The 22,930-nt window shown below is 34.3% G+C and carries 18 protein-coding genes; 14 read left to right on the top strand and 4 right to left on the bottom strand.

All coding sequences use genetic code 11. The annotated features are described in order from the left end of the window. Positions 1-3: 3 nt before the first annotated feature. The 4 genes from dndE to dndB are packed head-to-tail and all read right to left on the bottom strand — an operon-like array spanning position 4 to position 4,997. A complete protein-coding gene (dndE, locus tag ACJ2A9_RS21890) occupies positions 4-384 on the bottom strand; it encodes a DNA sulfur modification protein DndE (protein WP_441423830.1) in 381 nt (126 codons plus the stop codon). Beyond that, entirely contained in the window at positions 381-2,387 is a 2,007-nt protein-coding gene (gene dndD / locus ACJ2A9_RS21885) for a DNA sulfur modification protein DndD (protein WP_441423829.1), read from the bottom strand. The genes dndE and dndD overlap by 4 nt, the downstream gene beginning before the upstream one ends. 16 nt (positions 2,388-2,403) lie before the next feature. Next, entirely contained in the window at positions 2,404-3,900 is a 1,497-nt protein-coding gene (gene dndC, locus ACJ2A9_RS21880; RefSeq protein WP_441423828.1) for a DNA phosphorothioation system sulfurtransferase DndC, read from the bottom strand. Continuing rightward, the gene (dndB, locus tag ACJ2A9_RS21875; RefSeq protein WP_441423827.1) at positions 3,900-4,997 is read right to left on the bottom strand and encodes a DNA sulfur modification protein DndB; all 1,098 of its coding nucleotides are present in this window, start codon (positions 4,995-4,997) and stop codon (positions 3,900-3,902) included. The genes dndC and dndB overlap by 1 nt, the downstream gene beginning before the upstream one ends. Positions 4,998-5,267: 270 nt before the next feature. Here dndB and ACJ2A9_RS21870 point away from each other — a divergent pair, with 270 nt between their 5' ends. The 14 genes from ACJ2A9_RS21870 (at position 5,268) to ACJ2A9_RS21805 (ending at position 22,056) form a co-directional block, all read left to right on the top strand. Then, positions 5,268-7,370: a DEAD/DEAH box helicase family protein gene (locus ACJ2A9_RS21870; protein ID WP_441423826.1), complete on the top strand. Its 2,103-nt coding sequence runs from the start codon at positions 5,268-5,270 to the stop codon at positions 7,368-7,370. 15 nt (positions 7,371-7,385) lie between these two features. Further along, positions 7,386-7,562, top strand: a complete 177-nt coding sequence (locus tag ACJ2A9_RS21865; protein ID WP_441423825.1) for a hypothetical protein — start codon at positions 7,386-7,388, stop codon at positions 7,560-7,562. Beyond that, on the top strand, positions 7,562-9,562 hold the full coding sequence (locus tag ACJ2A9_RS21860) for an AAA family ATPase (RefSeq protein WP_441423824.1): 2,001 nt from the start codon (positions 7,562-7,564) through the stop codon (positions 9,560-9,562). Before ACJ2A9_RS21865 ends, ACJ2A9_RS21860 begins: the two co-directional genes overlap by 1 nt. Then, complete coding sequence (locus tag ACJ2A9_RS21855) at positions 9,555-10,016, top strand: DNA phosphorothioation-associated protein 4 (RefSeq protein ID WP_441423823.1); 462 nt, start codon at positions 9,555-9,557, stop codon at positions 10,014-10,016. The genes ACJ2A9_RS21860 and ACJ2A9_RS21855 overlap by 8 nt, the downstream gene beginning before the upstream one ends. 28 nt (positions 10,017-10,044) lie before the next feature. Then, positions 10,045-12,159, top strand: coding sequence for a hypothetical protein (locus ACJ2A9_RS21850; protein ID WP_441423822.1), 2,115 nt, complete (start codon positions 10,045-10,047; stop codon positions 12,157-12,159). A gap of 148 nt (positions 12,160-12,307) precedes the next feature. Further along, complete coding sequence (locus tag ACJ2A9_RS21845; protein WP_441423821.1) at positions 12,308-13,099, top strand: hypothetical protein; 792 nt, start codon at positions 12,308-12,310, stop codon at positions 13,097-13,099. Beyond that, entirely contained in the window at positions 13,089-13,232 is a 144-nt protein-coding gene (locus ACJ2A9_RS21840; protein ID WP_441423820.1) for a hypothetical protein, read from the top strand. Before ACJ2A9_RS21845 ends, ACJ2A9_RS21840 begins: the two co-directional genes overlap by 11 nt. A 283-nt stretch (positions 13,233-13,515) precedes the next feature. Further along, a complete protein-coding gene (locus ACJ2A9_RS21835) occupies positions 13,516-16,035 on the top strand; it encodes an McrB family protein (protein ID WP_441423819.1) in 2,520 nt (839 codons plus the stop codon). Then, positions 16,004-18,487: a DUF2357 domain-containing protein gene (locus ACJ2A9_RS21830; RefSeq protein ID WP_441423847.1), complete on the top strand. Its 2,484-nt coding sequence runs from the start codon at positions 16,004-16,006 to the stop codon at positions 18,485-18,487. The genes ACJ2A9_RS21835 and ACJ2A9_RS21830 overlap by 32 nt, the downstream gene beginning before the upstream one ends. 289 nt (positions 18,488-18,776) lie before the next feature. Next, positions 18,777-19,217 (top strand): DnaD domain protein, encoded by a 441-nt coding sequence (locus ACJ2A9_RS21825; protein ID WP_441423818.1) that lies wholly within the window; start codon positions 18,777-18,779, stop codon positions 19,215-19,217. Positions 19,218-19,378: 161 nt separating this feature from the next. Then, a complete protein-coding gene (locus tag ACJ2A9_RS21820) occupies positions 19,379-19,768 on the top strand; it encodes a hypothetical protein (protein ID WP_441423817.1) in 390 nt (129 codons plus the stop codon). A gap of 874 nt (positions 19,769-20,642) precedes the next feature. Then, a complete protein-coding gene (locus tag ACJ2A9_RS21815; RefSeq protein ID WP_441423816.1) occupies positions 20,643-20,840 on the top strand; it encodes a DUF2281 domain-containing protein in 198 nt (65 codons plus the stop codon). Continuing rightward, positions 20,830-21,168, top strand: coding sequence for a type II toxin-antitoxin system PemK/MazF family toxin (locus ACJ2A9_RS21810; protein ID WP_441423815.1), 339 nt, complete (start codon positions 20,830-20,832; stop codon positions 21,166-21,168). Before ACJ2A9_RS21815 ends, ACJ2A9_RS21810 begins: the two co-directional genes overlap by 11 nt. Before the next feature lie 411 nt (positions 21,169-21,579). Continuing rightward, positions 21,580-22,056 carry an SRPBCC family protein gene (locus tag ACJ2A9_RS21805; RefSeq protein ID WP_441423814.1) on the top strand — a complete coding sequence of 159 codons (477 nt, stop codon included), beginning with the start codon at positions 21,580-21,582 and terminating at the stop codon, positions 22,054-22,056. Positions 22,057-22,930: the final 874 nt, after the last annotated feature.

The following is a 22,930-nucleotide window of genomic DNA, read 5'->3' as shown; positions in this document are numbered from 1 at the left end:
CCATTACTGATCAACTTTGATTAAATTTGTAATTAATTTCTCATAGTTTCCAGCATATTGATACTCGTTTACTAATAGTCGAATTCCACGTTCCAAATGTGCATTAAATAGCCCGGGGAAATATTCATCATCCGTAATTTCACGCTTTGCATGTTGAGCAATGAGCGTCTTATAAATGTAATCATATTCACCTGTAAGTGTTGTACGATTAAAGGCAAGTCCGTTGTTTGTATTGATTTTCATGTCAATTGGAACAGGGTTAGGATCACGTAACGAAAGAGAAACTGCAATCCTAACTAGAATATTTGGTGTAATATTAGTAGTTCCTTGGAGTTGTTTAAGTTTTTCATGTGCATAATTAGATGTTTTTAAATTAAAATTCATGAACTCAACTCCAATACATTAATATCAAAAAACTTTCCAGCATTTAGTTCAACTTTTCTATGTTCTTTATCATAATCAAGTGTAAAGGTTTTAGATAGAACTGGTTTGACAAACTGGAAGAGGTTAGTGTCTATTTCTGAATCAGTTGCTAGAATAATGACTTGCTCACCACAACTAGGAATTAATTTTGTCAACAGTCGTTCACGATGTGTTTGATCAAGTCGACCAAGAAGTGTATCAAATACAAACGGCATTCGAATTCCAGATGTTTTGAACATGGCCCAAATAATTGAAAGTAGTAATAATTCCTTTTCACCAGCAGAAATATGCTGCTGGTCAATTTCTTCATTGCTCGGTGTTAATAGAGTAACAGTAAAATCGATTGGGTTAATCTTAATTTGATTCAAGAATTCTTCTTTTCGGAATAGTTTATTCGCCATTCGCGTTGCTTCGATTTCAACTTGTTGCAGTTTTTTCTGGAGCTGTATCTGTCTAAATTTTTTACTTACCTCACCGATTTTAACTGAAAGGGAGAGGGTTGTTTCAGATTTAGCAGATTGAATAATTCTTTCTTTTAATCGGTCAATTTCAGTACTTAATTGAATAAGTCGATCGCTTTTACTAGTTAACTGTTCATCAATTTGTATAAGCTCAAGTTTTGTTTTTTCATTTTGCTGATTAAGCTGTTCAATTGATTCAAACATGTCTTTGAACTGCTCATTTTTATCATTGTTTTCAATTTTCTTACGTAGTTTTTGAGCTTCTTTAAGTAGCTTTTGGTTTTCATTAAAAAGCTGTAAATAATGTGGTGAATCAACTTTTTTAATTTGATTTACTAAAGCTGTAACTTCTGACCGCTGATTAAAGGATGCACGGTGAATTAAAGAACTATCCTCTGGTTTTATGCTTGACAAGATTCCGTTTAAAAGAACCTGTTCAATCGTTTTGTCATCAGTGTTTTCTGGCATACCTAGTTGTTTCAGCGATCCCACAAGGTCGGTTAATTTATCCGGTTTTAATGCCTCCGAAACATATTCAAAGCTTTCATTTTCTTGTTCTTTTGTCATTTGAACTTGTACATCATTTAATAAGTCCTGTACTAAAAATATAGGGAGAAGACCTGTAATAAAAGAACGCACCTTTTCTATATTTTCTTTTCGTTGCTGCTCTATCGCATTTAATTTTTCTAATAAACTGTCACGTTCTTCTTTTACTAACCCACCATGAACATCAAAGTCATTTTTTAAGTTACGAACTTCGCCTTCATTGTTTGCTATCAATTCATCTAATTCTTCCTTTTTTTCTAAAAGCAATTGTTGTTCATCGGTAACGTTAGTATATTGATTTTCCAACTCTTCCAATTGAAGTTCGAGTTCCGATTTATTTCCTTGGGTTGTAGCTTGCTTCATATACTGACCGATATCCTGTTCTAAGCTTTCAAATAGGTGTAAGTTGAATAATACACGGGCAGAGTCTTGTAAATAAACTGAAAGCTTATTGTCTGTAATAATTCGAGAAATCTCTTCTCCATCAAATAAACATAACTCAAACAATTGAGGTGGCATTTCTTGACGGAGCTTAGAATTAAAGATCTCATTTTCTCTTTCACTTAGATATTGACCATTTTTAATTACATCAACATTTTCTTTAATTTTCGTTTGGGCATATGTCCAACTACGTTTTATTTTGTATGTTGAGCGTTCATAATTTTCAACACGATCAAATTCTAATATGATTTGATAATTCTGTTCTTTATTTTGAATCGCTCTTTTATTTAATAACGATTGAATTCGTTTATAATATTGATCGTTTTCTGTCCGAAATCCATAAGTATATGGACCAAATAATGCTAAACGGATGGCTTCAAGTAGAGTAGTTTTCCCTGCGCCATTTTTACCACCAAATAAAATTACATTTTTTGTTGGACTTTTGATTGATAAATCAACTTCATAATGCCCGAAATAAGCTCCGACATTACTAAGAATTACTTTATTTATTCTCATAACTCAAGTCCTTTCGCTACAAATGTAGCCAGTCTTGTTTTAATGTTTTTTCAATTTCTTGTTGTAGGCCTCTACGAACTTTAAAACCGGCATAGTCCTTTTCAATCATTACTAATTTTTTTAGTAATTGAAGGCTCAGCCCATACTCTTGGCACAACGTTTCTAAATCAGTTAATTGATCTTCTTCAAAGAGGGGACGATCATCTTGCTCCCAATCAAGTTGTTTTCCAGTAACCTCTTCGTAAATAGTAGGAACACGGTCATTCCAATCACCGTCTTCAAACCAATACTTGCGAATCGCTTTTAATTCCTCTTCGCGAATTAATTCAAAGTTTGGATCATTCGGGTGCTTTGCTTGAGCTTCTTTTTGCGTTTCTAATAACCTACGTAAAATTTCTTCACGAGCTTTCATCGTAAATGGCCCAAGACCTAACTTTTTCATGTTTCCATCTTCGTCTTCAACAAGTAAGTTTAATTCTTCAATACTAGCTAAATCAATTTGATTTTGTTCAAGATATTTTCCTAAGTCCTTCTCAGGAATAACTGTATAGTCATCTATATTAATATCGTTCATATTTGCTGAAAGTAAGTACACTTGTCCGTTCATACGGTGTTTCTGACGATATTTAGGGTTATCACGGATTTCTGATAACCAATCTCTAAATGCTAATAGAGGTATTAACCAATCTTCACCGTTCTCAATAAAACCAATTAATGCTTTGTCTTTTGTAACAACCGTACATGTCCAACAACCAAAGCGGCTGTTTCCGCAAGAACCTGCACTTTCTTTAATATCTTTATCAACGATTAAAGGGCACTCACTATTTGAATTTTGATAGAGTGCCATCAATTCATGATTATCATTCCCCCATGGAGAAGGGTAGCTAAGCAGGTAATCCCAAACATCATCTAAAGAAAAATGACGAATCGGTGCAAAGACGAAAGAGTTTGGTAGTGAAGAGTGCCTCATTAACGCCTTACCTTCAATTGTATGGGATTTTAGCACTTGATCTCGTGTATGACTTTCATTATCACGTACACCTAATACCATTACAACTTCACCGAATTTTGATACTTTATCTAGAATAAACCGATTCGCTGGATCGATTTTTAAGCGGTCCGTACACCAACGGAATTTTTGCCGTGGTGAAGGATAGCCTTTTCCTATTAACGATGCCCAAAAGGTCTTATTCGTTTCTGGTCTTACCTTGTGTGTTTCAATTGGTAAACCTAGTTCAAGAGCTTTGTCTTGAATTCGCATTAACGTTGTATTGATGGATGAAATAATTAGCGGTGTTTCTACCAGTGTATCAGAAGAAATCACATAGATTTTCTTTTGTAATTGATCTGATTTCAATTCTGAAAGTGCTTCAAAAACTAGTTGAACAACGACAGTCGAATCTTTACCACCACTATAACCAACAACCCAAGGGCGATCATCAGCTAAATATATTTCTTGAATATGTTGTTTAGTGGCTTTAATCATCTCATCATTTATGATTTGGGTTGACATTATACATCACCAGACCTTAATTTTTCTTCCATCTCTATTTCTACTTCCAATAGAGGTAAGGATAGTTTTGTTTTAATGAGATTTGCAGTTAACAGGATGGTTTGGTTCGTTTTGTTAATACGCCCAGTTGTACCAAAAGCTCGTCCCATCCAATCTTTTTTATTTGAACGATTCCAATCAATTTTAGATAACTGTTTAATATATTTTTGCCAGTTGGTTGGATGATTCTGATAAAGATAGTAACCAACTGTACCAATTGCTTCAAGAAAAACACCATGAGCAACGATATAGTTTGCACGTAATTGTGCTGGTGTTAGCTCTTTCTTTATTACTTGCTGCCATTCTAGAATTGAGTCACAGAGAACCTCCCAAAACTCTTTAATGAACTCTTTTTCTTGTTGGGATACTAGTTCGCCTTTTTTCTTATTTAAAAGTTTACAATTTGTATTAAAAATATGATTTAATGCAAATATTTTAGGAGAGTGCTTAGAAAGGGAAACACGTTCTTTGTCTGTATACCTCTCTAATAATGGAATCTCAGCAATAACATCTTTCGTCATGGTAGCCATTTGATCACGATGATCATATAAAATCCCAATCGAGGAAGTAGTGTTAACAGCATGACGATTCAAATCAGCAAACATCTGTTGTGATTTTTTTAGGCCTTTATCATTATAAAACACAACTGAAATAGATTCATTCCCTAATTCTGGAGACATTTTTAAGGCTTCTTCTAAAGCGGCTCTCCGATGTTGTCCATCATTAATTAGAAACTTTGAATCTAGAGAAATAATTAATTTACCAAGATCCTTAAAATCATCTTCAGTTGAATAAGGTAGAAACTCCATTTTACCATCAACAGATGCTGTAAGCGATGAAAAAACATAATCTGTTGGATTTTCCAGCATATAATTAGCGATTTCTGGAACTCTAGTTTTGTTGATAATTCGTTGTGCCCTATGCTCTGGTGGGATTTCCTCTTCATCAAACAAGAAGATTTTTGGTATTAAACGTAATGGGCACATGACAACAAAATATTCTTTCCCTGCTTGTTTCCCTCTTAAAGCAGGAAAACTGTATGAAAAATTAGCATCCACAATATAACACTCTCCTTTTACGTACGTAATTTTATCTACTTCTATAATAAAAAATGTAGTAAATTTTAACAAGAGTTTTAATAGAATTAAATCTATTAATATTAAAATGAGAAAAATGGACTACGAACAAATTTTGTAGAAGGGATGAGAAAGGCAACTTTTAAGTGTAATTTATTGAAATTTGATTTCAAATTGTCAAGTTATTACATTAATTGTAAAATGGTAATTGTAAACCATTAGATCATGATGAAAAATTGAGAGGAGATAATTATGAATTTTAAAGAATTAAATGTCTCTTACCAATATAGAACAGATCAAAAACCAGGAAATATTATAAAGGAATTTTACATACCTGTTTTATCAAAAAGTATCTTATATAAAAGAGCAGTAGGGTACTTCTCTAGTGGATCATTAATGTTAGCAGCTAAAGGGATTTCTGAACTTATTGATAATGGCGGAAAAATGCAACTAATTGCATCACCGAAACTAGAGCAAGAGGATATCGAAATGATAGAACGAGGTTATAAATCACGGGAGAAGGTAGTGGAGGAATCTTTACTTCGTGTATTGGACGAAGAAGTAACTACTCCAATTCATAAGGAACGGCTTAACTATTTAGCTTGGCTTATTGCTAATAATAATTTGGATATAAAGATTGCTGTTGTTTCTGATGGAGTAAAGTATGGTATTTATCATGAAAAGCTCGGTATTATGGAGGATACGGATGGTAATAAAATTGCTTTTTCAGGTTCATCAAATGAAACAGAGGGTGGTTTATACAATAATTTTGAATCGATAGATGTATTTTGTTCATGGCAACCTAATGAGGAAATAAGGGTCGAAAAAAAGGATGCCGATTTTAATAAGCTTTGGGAGAATAATACTGATTACCTTAAGGTTTATGAATTTCCACAAGCTGTCAAAGAAAAAATATTAACATATAAAGTTAGCGACTATAAAGGAATTGACCCTGAAGCAATAGAGGAAACCAGTGATAAATTAAAAGAAAATAATTACCCAGTAATACCTACAGAATTCACAATTCGTGATTACCAACAAGAAGCGATTCGAAGTTGGTTTCGAAATGAATGTCAGGGGTTACTAGAAATGGCAACCGGTACTGGAAAGACAATTACAGCATTATCAGCAGTGGCTAAACTATGGGAAGTAACGAAGAATTTAGCGGTTATCATTGTTTGTCCGTATACTCATTTAGTTGATCAATGGGTAGTAGATATAAAGAAATTCAATATGTCTCCAATTGTGGCTTATAATTCAAGAAATCTATGGGAATCGGATCTATCCAATTATGTTACTGCATTTCAATCGGGAGTAATTAAACACTTTTGTTTAATCACAACAAATGCTACGTACTCAACAAAACATATGCAAGCTATTTTGAAAAGGTTAAGTGGAAATGTTGTTTTTGTAGCCGATGAAGCTCATCACTTAGGTGCTGAAAATAGTAGAAATAAGCTCCTAGATACAATTCCATTTCGACTTGCTCTCTCTGCAACTCCTAATAGATGGTACGATGACGAAGGAACAAGTCAACTCATAAATTATTTTGGGAATAAAACGGTCTTCCAGTTTGGTTTAGATAAAGCAATTGGCGAGTTTTTAACTGAATATTTTTACTACCCTCACCTTGTATATTTGGATGAAGATGAAAGTGAAAGATATTATGAAATTACAAGGAAATTAGTGAAAGTGTTTCCGAAAGATGGAAACATTAAAGGGGATAATGCTCAATCAGTTCAAGGACTTTTGATTGAGCGGGCGAGAATTTTGAGTCGTGCACGAAATAAATTGTCTGTGCTAAAAAAACTAATGAAAGAAGAAACTGAGTCTAAGTATAATATTGTATACTGTGGCGATAGCTGGACTGATGGTGAGAAGCAAATTGATGCCGTAGTAAAAATACTAGGGAATGAATTAAATATGAAGGTTCATACATTTACATCTCGAGAAGATAAGGAACAACGTAGTGAACTTTTACATAAATTTGAAAGTGGAGATTTGCAAGTGCTTGTTGCAATTAAATGTTTGGATGAAGGTGTAGATGTACCCGCTACACAAAGAGCATTTATTTTATCAAGTAGTACAAATCCAAGAGAGTTTATCCAACGAAGAGGTAGAGTTCTTCGTAAGCATAAAAATAAAAAGTTTTCATATATTCATGATTTTATTGTTATACCAAGATATTTAGATGAAGTTCGCCTTATTGAACCAGCCTTATTTAATATGGAACGAAAATTGGTTATCCGTGAGCTGAATCGATTTAATGAATTCGCAGACCTTGCAATCAACGGTCCATTAGCACAAGAATCATTAATTGAATTTAAGAAAGCCTATCATTTATTAGACACTTAGCAAGGAGGGATAAGTATGAACCAAGAACGAGAAAAGATTGAAGCTTTGTTAGCTGAATTACCAGATACACATACATTAATTCTTAAAGAAATACTTGAAGCTGAAAAAGAAGTACTTCACTTAAAGAATTTACAAGGAACAACAATTATTAGCGATATTGTTAATATTGTTAAGGAAAGGATCATTGAATAATGCTTATTGAATCAATTACTTTATATAACTTCCGTCAATATTTTGAAGACCAAACAATTCATTTTTCAAAATCAGCAACTAGAAATGTTACTGTTATCCATGGAGAAAATGGGTCAGGAAAAACTGCATTATTAAATGCATTTAGTTGGTGTTTTTATGGAATTATTAATCTGCCAAATGAAACAAATATTATAAACGAACATGCTATTTCTATAGCCAAACCTGGTGAAACAATTGAAGGTTGGGTAGAGATTGTCTTTATCGATAATGGAAAAACATATTATGCAAAACGCAAAGCATTGGCTAAAAAAGATTCATCTGAACGAGTTACATATTTAGAAACAAATATTACAGTTGAGTATAAAGATGAGGCTGGCTTATATAAATCTGTAAATAATCCAACAGTAGAATTAAACAGAATACTTCCGGAAGATTTAAGAACATATTTCTTTTTTGATGGGGAAAGAATTGATAATTTATCTAAGGATAGTGGGTCTGAAGATGTAAAAAAAGCAATAAAAAATATTATGGGTCTTGAAATTTTAGAGAGAGCGATAAATCACACAGAAAAAGCTAGGATTAGATTTAGAAATGAGTTAAAAAAGTATAGTGATGTACAGACAATAAACCTTATTGAAGAATTAGATAAACTGGAACTTCAAAAAGAAGAATTAAAAAAGCAAGAAGAGCTACAACAGGAAAATATGAAGGCTACAAATAGAGAAATCCACGAAGTTGAGACAAGAATGAAACAAATAGATGGTGCTAAGCAACTTCAAGATCTAAGGGATTCTAAAACAGATGAGCTAAATGAAGTTCAAGAAAACTTACAAAAGATAAGAAAAGAAATCACTGATCTTCTAAGTAAGAAGGGTTACTTAGCTTTCACATATTCAGCTATTCAGAGAGCAGATGAAATAATTAAAGAAAATAGTGACTCAACAACAATTAGTGGTGTTAGTAAAAAGTTTATTGAGCAATTGTTAAAAGAAAGAGTTTGTATCTGTGGAGAAGAACTTGTGGAAGGTAGTAGCCATTTTGAGCATATAAATAATATTAAAAATAAGTTAGCAAAAAGTCAATCCAATTATCAAATAATTGATTTTGCCAGTAACTTAAAGATGATGAAAGAACGGAAAGAAAATCTCTTGAGAGAAATGAAACAACTAAAAGACATTGAAATTAGGGGTATACAGGAAGAGAAAAAACTTTCTGAGGAAATTGATGAGATTAGTGAAAAATTATCAGGAAAAGACTCTGAAGAGATTGTAAAGCTAGAAGATAAAAGGAAAAAGCTTTTAGAACAAAAGAGTTTAACTGATAGAAGAATCGGTGCGATTCAAGCAGAGTTAGATAAAATAAATCAAGAAATCATAAAGAAAAATAATGAAGCCAAAAAGCATCAGTCTGTGGAACAAAAAGGAAAATTAACACAAAAGAGAATGGATGTTTGTTTCCAGCTAGAAACAACAATGCAGGGGATTCTTAGTGTTCGTGAAAAAATTGTCAAAGCACAATTACAGCAAAGAATTACAAGTGTTTATTCACAGTTTTTGAGAAAAGGTTACCATGTACAATTAGCTGATAACTATGAATTAAATGTAGTTAATGACAATGGAAATCTTGTAGGGATGTCTCAAGGTGAACGACAAATAACTAGCTTATCATTTATTGGAGCAATCGTTGATATTGCTCGGGAACAATATAAGAAAGAAAAAAAGGCAGAATTTGATGAAGGTGGAATTTATCCGCTCGTTATGGATTCACCATTTGGAGCTCTTGATTCTGATCACCGTGAAAGAATTGCAAAAGGAATTCATAAGCTTGCTGATCAAGTAATCGTAATTGTTTCTACTTCACAATGGAAAGGTGAAGTACAAGAACAGATGGCAGGTTTAATTGGAAAAGAGTATCGATTATCATATAATGACCCACGTCAAAATAAAGAAAAACCTTATGAATTTACAGAGGTTATAGAGGTGACTAAGCAAAATGTCTAGAAGAAGAATTCGCCGTCCAAAAGAACAAGAAGATATATACAAATCATTAACTGACTCAAATGAATTTGGGATATTTGCTACCTATAAAGATGTTTTTATGTTAGCAGGAGCAGTAGGTTTTATGGAAAAAAAACGTAAAGAATTTACCGGATCTGCAGAAGGGATCCCATGGAATGTTTTTACTTTAGAAACCGATGAAACAATAATAAATGCAATTGCTCTAGCTGAAACAGAGGACATTACAATTTTGAATGATGATAATGAAAAATTTGATGAGAAGATGAAAATATTTGAAGAGTACGCTGCAGGCGGCCTTGAAATAATAAATAATAAAATAATGGAGAATCCAAAACTCGCGCTAAATACATATTTTGACTTTATTATGAGCATGAAAAATGAAGTGAACGACAAGGATCGGAATCTAAAAGGGATAGCAGATATGTTGTCATTTTAAGTCAAAATAATAAAGGGATGATTTTGAAATGGACATATTAGATATCGTAAGAAAAGTGGTTAATAAGAATGAAGATAATCGCTTAAACGAAAATTGGGAAGATATCCTAATGTTACTTAGACATGGCAGTACGGTAGAGGAAGTTGCTCAAAAGTATGAAATTGAAGTTGAACTTATCACAAATAGATTAGCCACCCAAAACGACGCATCTGGGACAAATGAAGAGTCAAATCATCAGGAAAGCCAATCGTTATCGCAAACACAAATACAGGAAATCATTATTAGAGTTTTCACAGGGGAAACGCTGGATCAAATCGCTGATGACCTTCATTTAGACAAAATGACATTAGAAAATGAACTTAATAAGTACAATTATATAAAACGGTGGATTCTTAAAGAAAGCCACCGTTCACAATCAAATCTAAATAAGGTTCTTATAGAACTAAATACAACAGAGAAGACATTAGAAGATGTTTCAAATCAATTATCTGAAGAGTTAATTACATTGAAAAACGCATTGAGAGAAATTTGGGTGTTAGAGACAGCAAGAAAAGGTAATGAAAGTTATGCAGCCATTGATTCTTCACTAACACTTGTAACAAATGCTGACGATGGGAAGCTAAAATATATTGAGTATAAAGGAAAAAGAGTAATTATTTCATTACAAGTAAATAGTTTATTAGGAATAAACTCAGGGTATTATTTTAACGTATCAAAAGATCAGTTCATCGAAAATATACACTATGTGGAGATTGATAAAGTGCTACTTAAGAAAGTAAAAGGCACTGTACCGTATCTTGATTATCTTGTAAGCGTTTCTTTTTATACAAAAGCGGGACTTGAATTATTTGAAAGAGTCACGAATCGAAAAGGATTTATTTCAAGTAATAAACTGGAAAAGCTATTTGGAACGGGAGTTGAAGAAGAATCACAGGATAAGGTTGAGGAAAATACAACAAATCAAAATGTAAGTTGGAAAGAAATTAAATCATCACTCGAACGCTTAAATCAGGTGCGTAGTGAAGATTCATATAGTTTAAATGACGACGCTCAGGAACCTGGAAAGGTGGAAAAAACATCTGAGGAAGATCCACAACTAAAGTATAGTTACTTCTTTAATGAATGGAGTAAGGATGGAGAAGAAGGAATTTTAAAGGAGATTGTTCAAGAGTTAAACAAGGGAAAAACAATTTATGATATTTCTAAACGTTATACAAAAAATAGAAAATATCGTGCTAAATTTGCAGGAAACTTGCAATCAAAATTAGAAAAAGAAGGATATCTTTTTAATAAAGATACGAAGAAATGGGAATCTGAAATTTCTGAATATAAAAAAGAAATAGTGAAGATTCCAGAAAGTAAACAGGATGAACCAACTGTAAAACAAAATATCATAAAGAAAGAAGAAGGTCCTCTTTCAAGTGCGGAATCGGCACACGAGAAAAAGGAGGATAACGATCCCACTTCTGTGAATAATGATGCAGGTAATGTAGAAGAAATCGTTGCCTTTTTAAATAAATCAAATTCGATAAAACTGGCTGAAAAAAAGTTTAGAATCAACAGTATGAAAATTAGACTATTGTTAAAAGCCCATGGATATACGTATGATGTCATGTTTGATACATGGTCGAATAAAAGTCGAGATGAATTATTAAAAAATGTGGCACATGATTTAAAAAATGGGATTACAACTTTTGACGAATTAAAAAAAGCTGGTGTTTATACTAAAGCGCTAATGAAAAAGTTGGAAGAAAATGGTCTGGAATATAAACCTTCTCAAATAAAGGATGAAGACAAAGAGCCGCATCCAGAGCCATTAGCTACACTAAATCCTTCACCAATTAATAATGATACAATTGCTACTATAAAAGAAGATATAAAACCTCTATCAAAAGTTGAAAATAGTGTAATTACAACCGCTGAGAATTCATTATCAAATGATGAAATTTTTAAACTTCGGAAGATAATAAAAGAATGGCACGGGATTGATGGAAATCATACTGAGGATGAAAAGGTAAAATCAACTTTTATAGTTAAGAACTCATTGCTTCAAGAGATCGAGAATTATTCTGAAGCAAATGAAATAAGTAAATCGAAAGTAGTTGAAAAAGCATTGGAAGAATTTTTTATAAATATGAAATAAACTGATTTAGCTATTTAAAATTTTAAACTGAGCCTAATTTACTTGAATCATTTTATTTAAGTTATGAAGTGAAGTGGAATCCCCGGATCAATCTTTATGTATTGATCATTAATAAATGTTGGAATGTGATGTGATAAAGTGAGAAAGGGTGTCAATAATTAAGCTTATTTCATGGAATTGTAGTAGAGGTCTGCTAACTAAAGAGAAGTATAAAAAGTTACAAGAGTTTTCACCTGATATTGCAATTATACAGGAGAGTCCCGAACCTAGCAAATTTAACGATGACTTTAACTATGATGATGCTAAATGGATAGGTAAAGAAGGTGGCATAGGATTATGTGTTATATCATTTTCAGATGATTATAAGCTTACTGTGCTTGATGATGAAATTAAATATGAATGGATTGTTCCAATAAAGGTCACTGGGAAAGCTGATTTTGTAATGATAGCAGTGTGGACAAAAAGAGTTTCGGGTTATTCCTCCTACGGACATTTACTGTACACTGCCATAGAAGAGTATAAGATCCTACTTAATAACAGCAAGGTTATAATTATTGGAGATTTTAACGTTGATAAAAATTTGAAAGCTAGTTATTCTGGGATTCAGGGATTTAATCAATTTATTGCTCTTTTCAATAAATATGGCTTAAAAAGTTGCTATCATCACTTTTATAATGAAGAATTTGGTTTGGAGAGTAAACCAACTTATTTTCATCAAAGAAAGCTAGAAAAGCCTTTCCATATTGATTACTGTTTTGTTTCTAAGGATATTCTTCAAATCATTCAAAAATTTTATTTGGGTGACTTAGAGGAATGGTTTAATTTAAGTAGTCACTTGCCCCTCATATTAGAGATTGCTTTGAGTCCTACAGAAAGGATTGCTAATGACGATGTAGCCCTTATAAATAGAAAAATAGAAAATAAAAAAAGTGAAAAATGATAAGCAAGAACTTAATCCAGAGACATTAAAAGAAAAATTTAATTTCAAGATTGATGACAAAATTGCAACACCAGAAGAAATTGATGTAGCTGTAAAATACATTAGAGCTTTACGCATCATGAAAGAATTGTAAAGTATTTAAGGAATCCTCTACTTATTAAAAATTGTAATACTAATATAAATAGAAATCCACCGATTATTAACTTTCGGGTGGATTTTTCTTTTACTTCTAAATTTTTACTACCTTTAGGATGAAGTTTTGTGGAAAAAAATCAAGTTATTATGGTGTTATTTTTTTATATCTAAAGTACAATTTTTTAACAAATTTTGCACTTTTCATTTAGTAATTACCATTAATTTGTTAATCTTGATAGAATGGAACTTAATGAGTCAAGCATGGAAGGAATGTTTTTGATTTGCTAAACAAATTGATATTAGATTACGTAACCGCTATTGAGAAACTACAGACTCAAGATGGTAAAACTACATATTTATTAAAGAAGGAAGATGGAAAAACAATTTCTGCTACTGTAATAAATACAGAAGAAAATAAAATTGAGGGTAATCTTACTATTGAATTAAATTCTATAATCTCTACATGGAATAACTTTAGGAATTTAAGAGCTATATCCAAAAATGACCTGCCGGAATTAAAAGAATGGCCAGCCTCAATAATGCTTATGCTCTTTGAAAAGTTGCCTTTTGTTATAAAGTCTTCAAAAGATGACCTAGACATTATTAAGTTAAAAGAATACATGACAAACCAGTTACCAGAAGCCAATTTTAATCAAGCGGAAAAACATTTTATGACGGTATTTAGGCAGAATGATACTAATGAAATTGGTGACCTTGAGACAAATCTTTCTAAAAGTAGCAAAAATAAAATACGTCAATCTTTAAGGTTACTTGGGTTTTTTGATGATAATTACAAAGCAAATAGAGATTTATTAACAGAATATACTAGTGCCTCTAACAAAATTAATATTATTAAAAGGCAGTTAGTTCAACATGAATATAGTGTAATGATATTAGACTTATTAGAAAATGTACACTCAATAAGTAAACTAGAAAAGAAAGAAGCCCTTATTGAATTAGGTACGCTAATTGTTCGTAATTCAATGGGGGATAATCTAATGGTTGAAGGGGTTTCTAGAGATAGGACTGTATATTTACTAAACTGGCTCCAATCCGCCAATCTCATCGACGAGGAGTTGAATCCGATCATGCAAGAAAGACTTAGACCTTTATTTATTGAGGTCATGGAAAATTACATAGATGCCAAGCGTGAAACATTTGCTGGGCATGAGCTTGGTCGGAAGGTTCGCAATGTTCTCCCAGCTGAGCTTATTTCGCTACCATTTATTGATGAAACAGAATACATTGTCAAAGGTTCGGTTGGACAGGGCAATTGGGCTACTTGTCCGTGGGTGGCGATTATGAACAAGGCTGTAACGACAACGACGCAGCGGGGGTATTATGTTGTTTATCTGTTTAGTGAGGATATGGAGCGTGTGTATTTGACGATTGCTCAAGGGATTACTGAGACATCAAGGGATGAGATGGAACGAATTAATCAGCAAATTCGAGGGTTGATTTCGGGTGATCGTGTCCGACGTGATCAGGAGATATCGATTGGGATTAGTAGTAAAGGAAGGGGCTATGAACAATCTACAGCTGTCTATATTCCTTATACGTTAGCGAATATGCCATCCGAAGAGGTATTAATTACTGATTTAGAGCGCATGATTCGCTATTATGAGGAGTGCATTAAGCATAAGGTAGGACAAGTTGAAGAGATAGAAGTTCGTAAACCAACGGAAATGAGTGATCATGACCTCGTCACCCACATCCACTCCTACATCAACTCCAAAGGTTTCTACTATGAACGTGAAGAAGTAGAAAACCTCTATCTTTCTTTAAAAACAAAGCCGTTTGTAATTATCTCTGGTATATCCGGTACTGGAAAAACAATGATCGTGAAATGGCTTGCGGAAAGTGTTGGGGCGACGAGTGAGAATGGACAGTATACACTCATTCCGGTACGACCGGATTGGAGTGATGGGTCGGATTTGCTCGGTTATGTTGATATTAAAGGGGAGTTTCAAGAGGGGCCATTTACGAAGGTGCTACGGGCGGCAATGGATAATCCGGACAAGCCTTATTTTATTTGTCTGGATGAGATGAACTTAGCTCGTGTTGAGTATTATTTCAGTGATCTCTTAAGTGTGATGGAAAGTCGGGAATGGCAGGATGGTAAGATTATAACATCAACGGTTCTTGATCCAAACGTGATTGGTGAGGCAGTGCGGTTTCCGGCAAATGTGTATGTGATTGGTACGGTGAATATGGATGAAACGACGCATCCTTTTAGTAAGAAGGTACTCGATCGGGCGAATACAATTGAATTTAATCGGGTTAAGTTAGATCATTTTGCTTTTTTAGAGAATGATAGAGAACAAATAGAGGCAGTACATATCGGGAATAATCAATTTACGAGTCAATTCATTCACCTGAAGGATGCCTATGAGGATTACAGTGATCTAATTAAAAAGGTAACGAATGAGCTTATATCGGTTAATAAGCCATTAGAGCAGCTGGGCGCTCATGTTGGTTACCGCGTTCGTGATGAAATTTCCTTTTATATGATTTATAACGAACAGGCAGGATTGATGTCGTTTGAAAAAGCACTGGATTTTCAAATTCATCAGAAGATCTTACCGCGAATCTCGGGAAGTGATCAGCGTGTATTTGAAGTATTGAAGTCGTTGTTTGCTTATTGTACCGGGGTACAGGTGACAGAAGATATCATTCATGATGATCATAGAATGGATGAATACATAGAAGCATCACGGTTTCCGAAATGTGCAAAGAAGCTTGCTGAGATGCTAAGGAGGTATATAGATGATGGTTTCACCTCTTTCTGGATCGGAGCGTGAGGAACATGAACTCGTTGTGATTGAAACATCAGAACTCTCGCTTTGGATTAAAGGGAAGCCGTATCATGAACGCTACGAGAGCTTGAAGCAATACCAACAGCTTGATCATAATGAAATGATGGAGTTCTACGTTAGTGGACAGGGAGTGGAGTCAGTCCATGTCTTTGATGTTCAACAAGGGCAGTTGACACAGAGTGAAGAGTATACACCGCTCTTTTTTGAAAATGGAATCTATCAATTGGTTGTTACTTCAAAGCATGGAAAGAAGTTAGCATTTCATCATGAGCATCCAAAGTTAAGGCAGGCGGTCAGCCTTGTGACACGGGCACCACAGCCGTTCTTGATGGGTAATTTGGCGTTTCAAAATGAAGTCGGTTTTACGTCGTTTGAGATTTATGACGGCAGCGAGTTGCTGCTTAAGGTGAAGCTGGAGATCTTTCCGTCGAAGCTGAGTTATAAGGATGATTATCGTAAGCTACTAGATGAAGTAAACAGTGAAGTGTACAATTTAGCTTATCATTTTGTGAAGAAAACGTATTTGGGAGCGACGTCAACGGTTGAGCGCCAGCCGTCTCAGAGTGAGTTTTACCGTTTGTTTGATGCGCATTATCGCTCTTTTTTACAAGCATTAGAGCGGATTGAGCGGCAACCGCATCATCAGTTGATGAAGACGCACCGGAAAGCACGTGGCGATCAACTGCGGCGCTTAGATAGTAAGGGCCGAAATGAGTTACGGAAGAAGCCGCATTTGTTTCAAGAGGTTGAGCGCGGGATTATGATTAAGGAGAAGAACATGCTGCCGACGCATGGGCTTGCGATCAAGAAGGAATTGACATTTGATACGCAGGAAAACCGGTTTGTGAAATGGATGATTGGACGTTTTTTGCATCGGTTAGCGGACTTGAAGAGGAAGTTGACGGATGAGAGGGGTAGGTATAAGCGTGAACCTGATCCGTGGTTAGTGACTCGAATTGGGCAGATGAGCACAACGCTTGAGCGAAAGCTGAGTCAACCGTTTTGGCAAGGGATCGGCAAGTTGGAGCGTTCGATGGTGAGTCTTGTTATGCAGCTTGCACCAGGCTATCGGAATGCGTACCAGATCTATTTGATTGTCAGCCGTGGGTTATCGCTGCAGGGGGATTTGTACAAAATGTCGGTAAAAGATGTGGCGACACTGTATGAATACTGGACGTTTTTGAAGCTTGGGCAGATTTTGAAGCAGAAATATGAGCTGCTGTCACATGATTTGATCAAAGTCGATCGTAACGGATTGTTTGTGAATTTGTCTGAGAAGGCGTCGGCGAAATGTAAGTATGTGCACCCGATGACGAAGGAGAAGATCGTCTTGCACTTTCAAAAATATGAGTCAAAGCTACCGACGTTAAGTCAGAAGCCGGATACGATGCTAAGCATTGAGAAACAGGGTAAGGATTTTACATACAATTATATATTTGATGCGAAATACCGAATTGATTTTCCGGTAAATGATAGTAAATACGCGACACCTGGGCCACTTGAGGAAGACATTAATACGATGCACAGATACCGCGATGCATTAGTTGTTGAAAGCGGTGGATCATTTGAGCGGAATGCCTTTGGCGCATATGTGCTGTTTCCATGGCACGATGAAGCAAGTTATCAGGAACATCCTTTTTTTCAAAGCATTGAGAAAGTAAACATAGGCGGGTTGCCATTTTTACCAGGAACGACAGCGATGGTTGAACAGCTTGTTGAGCGGTTAATTGAAAAGAGCCCAGAGGAATTGCAAGCCGAGGGAATCCTGCCGCGCGGGGCGTTGGAGGAATGGCAGTCGTCGCTTGAGGAAAAAGTGCTTGTCGGGATGGTGCCATATGAGCAGAATTATAAAGTGCATTTGGTGTATAAATTTTATCATGTTCCAGTGAAGCAGCTGCGGAAGGGATGGCAGGAAGTGGAGTATGTCGCACTTTATCCAAGGAAAGGGGCGGCGAAACAAAATGGGATTACGTGTTATGGAAAGATCAAGGACGTGAAGGTGGTTAGACGTTCGGACATCCGTGAGTTGCCAAAACGCAGTGATGAAGAGTATGTCCGGTTTGAAGTAGAAGAGTGGAAGCCATTGAAAGAAGTAATTCGGCCCGTTCGTTATGGGATTCGTGTCTATGCGATGACAACGCTTGAGACCTTGTTGGACGCAAAAGAATTGCCGGAGATTTTTATGAAGTCAAAGGCAGAGGTGACATTATGGCGGATGTTGCGACGGTTATCGAATCGAGTTCAGATGGAGTTGGATGATCGCTATTTGGATACTGCTTCTGAGATTAAGAGTTATCAGATTAAGAATTTGACGGTGAGTGTGGAAGGGGGGCAGTTGTTGGTCAGTAATAGGCAGGTGCGAAAGACTGTGGATTTGGTGCTGCTTGAGAGGCAGCCGTCGGTTGTGTTTAAGGAATTGGTGGGGATGGTGGAATAGAATAGGTAGGGAAACGCAGGCTGAGGGGGGATCGGTCTGTGTGTTTTTTGTGTGTAAATTGTGTGAATATTTTGAAAAACCCCCGTTTTAGAACGTATGTACATGGCATAATGGGTGTACAGATTAAATGCTAATACTTCCTGAATTTAGAAATTGTAGTCATGAACTGAAGTTGATAATAATTCTCAGTTTAATATTTTGCTCATTTCACAGTTAGTCATATGATGGCATTATACGACATAACTGATTAAAATAATCTAATAAAAAACAGGAGAGAGGAGAGAGATGCATGTCTACAGAAATAGAAAAAATACTTAAAGTGTATAAGTCAGTTTCACCTGAAGAATTGTTAATGTCAAAAGTTCCTGGTGCAAAAGTTCCTAAAGAGGATGTGCAACTAATTAATACTTTAAGAAAAATGGGATTGAGGGATGAAGTGATTAACGTGTTGTTAGATTATGTGCTAATGACGACAAACATGAAGCTTCCGAAACCATACGTTGAAAAGATCGCAGGACATTGGACACGAAAAAAGCTTAAAACAGCTGAACAAGCGATGGAGTTTGCAAAATCAGAGCATCAAATAATTCAAGAGTATCACAAGAGAAAAGAGCAAAACACTAAAATTAATAAAAATAAAATTCAAGCAATAGAAGATGCAGTGAAAAATAGAGAAATGTCAGATGAACAGTTAGGCAAATTTGTTAGAACTATATTTTTGCAAAAATAGAAATATTGAACATAGTAAAATTAACAAAGTAGTGGGGATTAAAAAATGAATGCAAACGAAAAGAACAACTACGGAAAATATGCTAAGAATACTATACTAACTAGATGTAGAAAAGCAATCTTCTTAACAATACTGTAGCTACAAATAAAAGAGGTGAGGTAATGGGAAAAGAAAATAGCTATAGCAATTTAGATTTTTTGAGTGAAGTGGCTAAAAAGATCTCAGAAAGATCTAAAGGAGGAAATTCAATATCGCAAGATGAAGTTCACGATATATTTAAACGTACCTTGGAAACCGTAACAGATGTAAGAATGATTGAATCTCCTGTTTTTTTACCTATATTTATTGAACAGGAAAAAGAAAGAGAAGGTTTTTTTATCGCTAAGTGCCCTATATATCGCGCTTGCGGAGAAATAGGTCAAACTGAAGAAGAAGCTGTTGAAAAATTAAAAAAGGATATTGATTTATATAATAAAGCAATAATAGACACAGAAAGAAAAATGAAAATGGAAGAAATGATTAAAAATGTTTTCCCTAAAGGTTTTTTGTGATTCGTTCCGCTACTTGAACGAGTTTGGAGAATAGTGTTGGCTAGCGAGTTCGTGATGAAATTGAAATTCATCAGAAGATCTTACCGCGAATATCCCGAAGTGATCAGCCTGTATTTGAAGTGCTGAAGTCGTTGTTTGCTTATTGTACCGGGGTCCAGGTGTCAGAAGATATCATTCATGATGATCATAGACTTGATGAATACATAGGAACGGCGCGATTTCCGAAATGTGCCAAAGCTAGCGGAGATGCTAAGGAAATATAAGGACGATGGTTTTTCTTCCTTCTGGATTGGAGCATAGGAACAGATAGTCTTTATCATTGAAAGGTTTTGCTTATTGAACGGTTGCATTAGCGAAGGAAGCAATGTTGAAATAAAGGGGCAGAATTGCCTAATAAGGGGAAGTGAATTGGAACTGAAAATTGGGATTTATGAAATAATCATTTTTATAATTGTATATGGTGGTCTTTTTTTATATACATTACATTCAATTTCTTCAAAGAACAAAGCATCAGTTTATATAAAGTCAGCATTCATAATAATTTTATATGTTTTTATTTCTACTATTATTTGGTTCACGTACAAAGGTGAAGAATATCATATTAACAACCATAGCGGATATGAACCGATTAGTTTTACAAATGAAGCAATTCTTATAATAGTATGTTTTAGCATCTATAGCATAATTTTGTTATTGTTTGGTATTCGTTTAAAAAGAAAGAGGTATTCCATAAATCCATAAAATATAATATTTAATTGCTTGAATGTCAAAATCTTATTCAACTATAGGTGAGCCTTACTAAATCATCAATGGTTTGAAGTAATCCAAAATGATATAATTAGATAAAATATTCATGGAAGAGGTGATGAACATCATGGATACTGCTAAAGAACGATTACTAAAGATTATTGATGAAATTCCAGAGCAAGAAGTCGATAAAATTTTGGACTTTGCTGAATATTTAAAGCTGAAAAGAGAAAAAAGTTTATCAGAAGATTTAACAAAAGCGAGCGAAAGTAGCATTGACTTTTGGGATAATGATATAGATGATGAGGTTTGGAATGATGTATGAACAAGGTGACATTGTTTTAATTCCAGTACCATTCAGTGACTTATCAAATAGAAAACAACGCCCTGTTCTCATTATTTCAAACGATGATTATAATCAGATGACTGATGATGTTCTTGTTGTTGCTATTACATCACAATTAAAAGACCTTGATTATTCAGTCGTGATTAAACAAGAGGATTTATATGAAGGTGCTCTAAAAGTTACATCAGCAGTGAGAGTAGACAAAGTTTATACACTTTCAAAAAGAATCATCAGAAAAAGATTTGGCAAAGTGAACACAGAAGTATTAAATAGTGTACGAACTAAAATAGAACATTTAATAAAATAGTAATTAATGCTTGTATAGATGGGCTGCAATGAGCAGTCCTTTTTTGATTACAAATGGGCTAAAATATATAGATTGTGAACATCTTCATTTAACGGATGCAATAGTTAAAGAACGATTGAGTTGAGTAAGTACAACACTTTTTTCTTTTTTAGCTAACATGCTATGTCTAAGCGGCCACCTGGGTTGGGATTATGGTGAAATGGGACTAAGCATATTAGTTTCACCTATGAAAGAAGCTGAATAAAATATCCTTCAATCTTGCTACACTAAACCAGTGAAGCAATTAGTGTGAGAAGGAGTAATTAACATCTGTATCGAAAGTAATGTTGTTAACTCCGTTGGTTTTAATAGCTAAAGAGAAGTATTGGAAACCGTATTACATTATTACATTCGAAAAAGGTGGTAATATTCATGAGTAACTATGGCAGTCTCTATGAAAAAGAAGGAAGACAGGTTTTGGTTTTTGAACGTAAATATCCATTTAGTCCTGAAAAAGTATTTCGTTATATAACGGATTCTGATTATTTTACTCAGTGGTATCCATTTGCAACTGGAGATATGGATCTTAGCGTTGGCGGAAAGATAAAGTTCGATGATGGGGAAGGGTCAATCTATGAGGCTGTTATTACCGAATTAAATCCTCCATATACTTTTTGTTTTCGGGAAGTTGATGATTTGTTAGACATAAGTTTACATGAAGAGGATAAAGGGTGCATCTTGACGTTTAGTCATACGTTTGATGATCGAGCAATGGCTATTTATACTGCTGCAGGATGGCATAGATGCTTGGATGTCCTTGGTCAATTAATCCATGGTCTTACAATAGAATGGGAAGATAATGCACTTGAATTACGTGAATACTACAAAAAAAGTTTCTATAAAAACTAAGCGTTTATTAGTTACCTTTCATGTATGTCAGCAGAATACCCAATAAGTAATACGATCAACAATAGTTGGTCGTTTATTTGTTTTTGGATTCATGTATGCAGATTATTAAGCTTATTCCTTATTTGCAGCCCAGTACAAATTTACTAGCTATTCAACCGTTAATAGACAATTTTTTTCTAAAGGTAATCATCTCTTTCTTATTCAAAGGATAAAAAATCTAAGAAAATACTCATTTGGTATTTTTGCTGTTTGAATAGGTAATCCTTAGTTACTAATAAGAACTAAGGAAAGTTGATTATATGAATTTAGGAGAGAGAGTACTATCAGATTTAGTGGCTACTTTAAAAGATTTGTATCCTAATATTGAAGTGGAAAATACAAAGAATAAATTGTCTGCTGTTCTATCAGAGTATTATATTCAAAGAGTTAGGTGAGGTACATCCTGAACCCTATCGAATATAGAGCTAAAGCCGCTTAAGTCCTTTTTATTATTTCCACTGTCTACTTGACCGGGTGCAGTTCAAATTAGAATGGTATCTCTTTTTCTATATAAAGAGTAACTATAACGAAGCGATAGAAAAAAACATCTATAATAAATATGGCTTATATTTTTTTGGTAAAAAAGGATTGTCTTATATTTAGGGTTATGATAAATTAGTAACTCTGAACACAATGAGAATTACTTTAAAACAATATTTAATTAAAAAAGTGTTGCGTAGAAAATTCCATTGTGGTATATTATTATTTGTCGCTGATGAGCAGTGCGGTTTGGTTTTCGTTCTTGTTAACCACTCAAACAACTTTCAAAAAAAGTTGTTGCGCAGAATTTGATGATATGATACAATAAATCTTGTCGCTGAAAACGACATGATAA

This window comes from Anaerobacillus sp. MEB173 (assembly GCF_052119505.1).
GTDB lineage: Bacteria > Bacillota > Bacilli > Bacillales > JBJMAU01 > JBJMAU01.
Note: the sequence above shows the minus strand (reverse complement) of the source record. Positions and strands in the feature narration are given on the sequence as shown.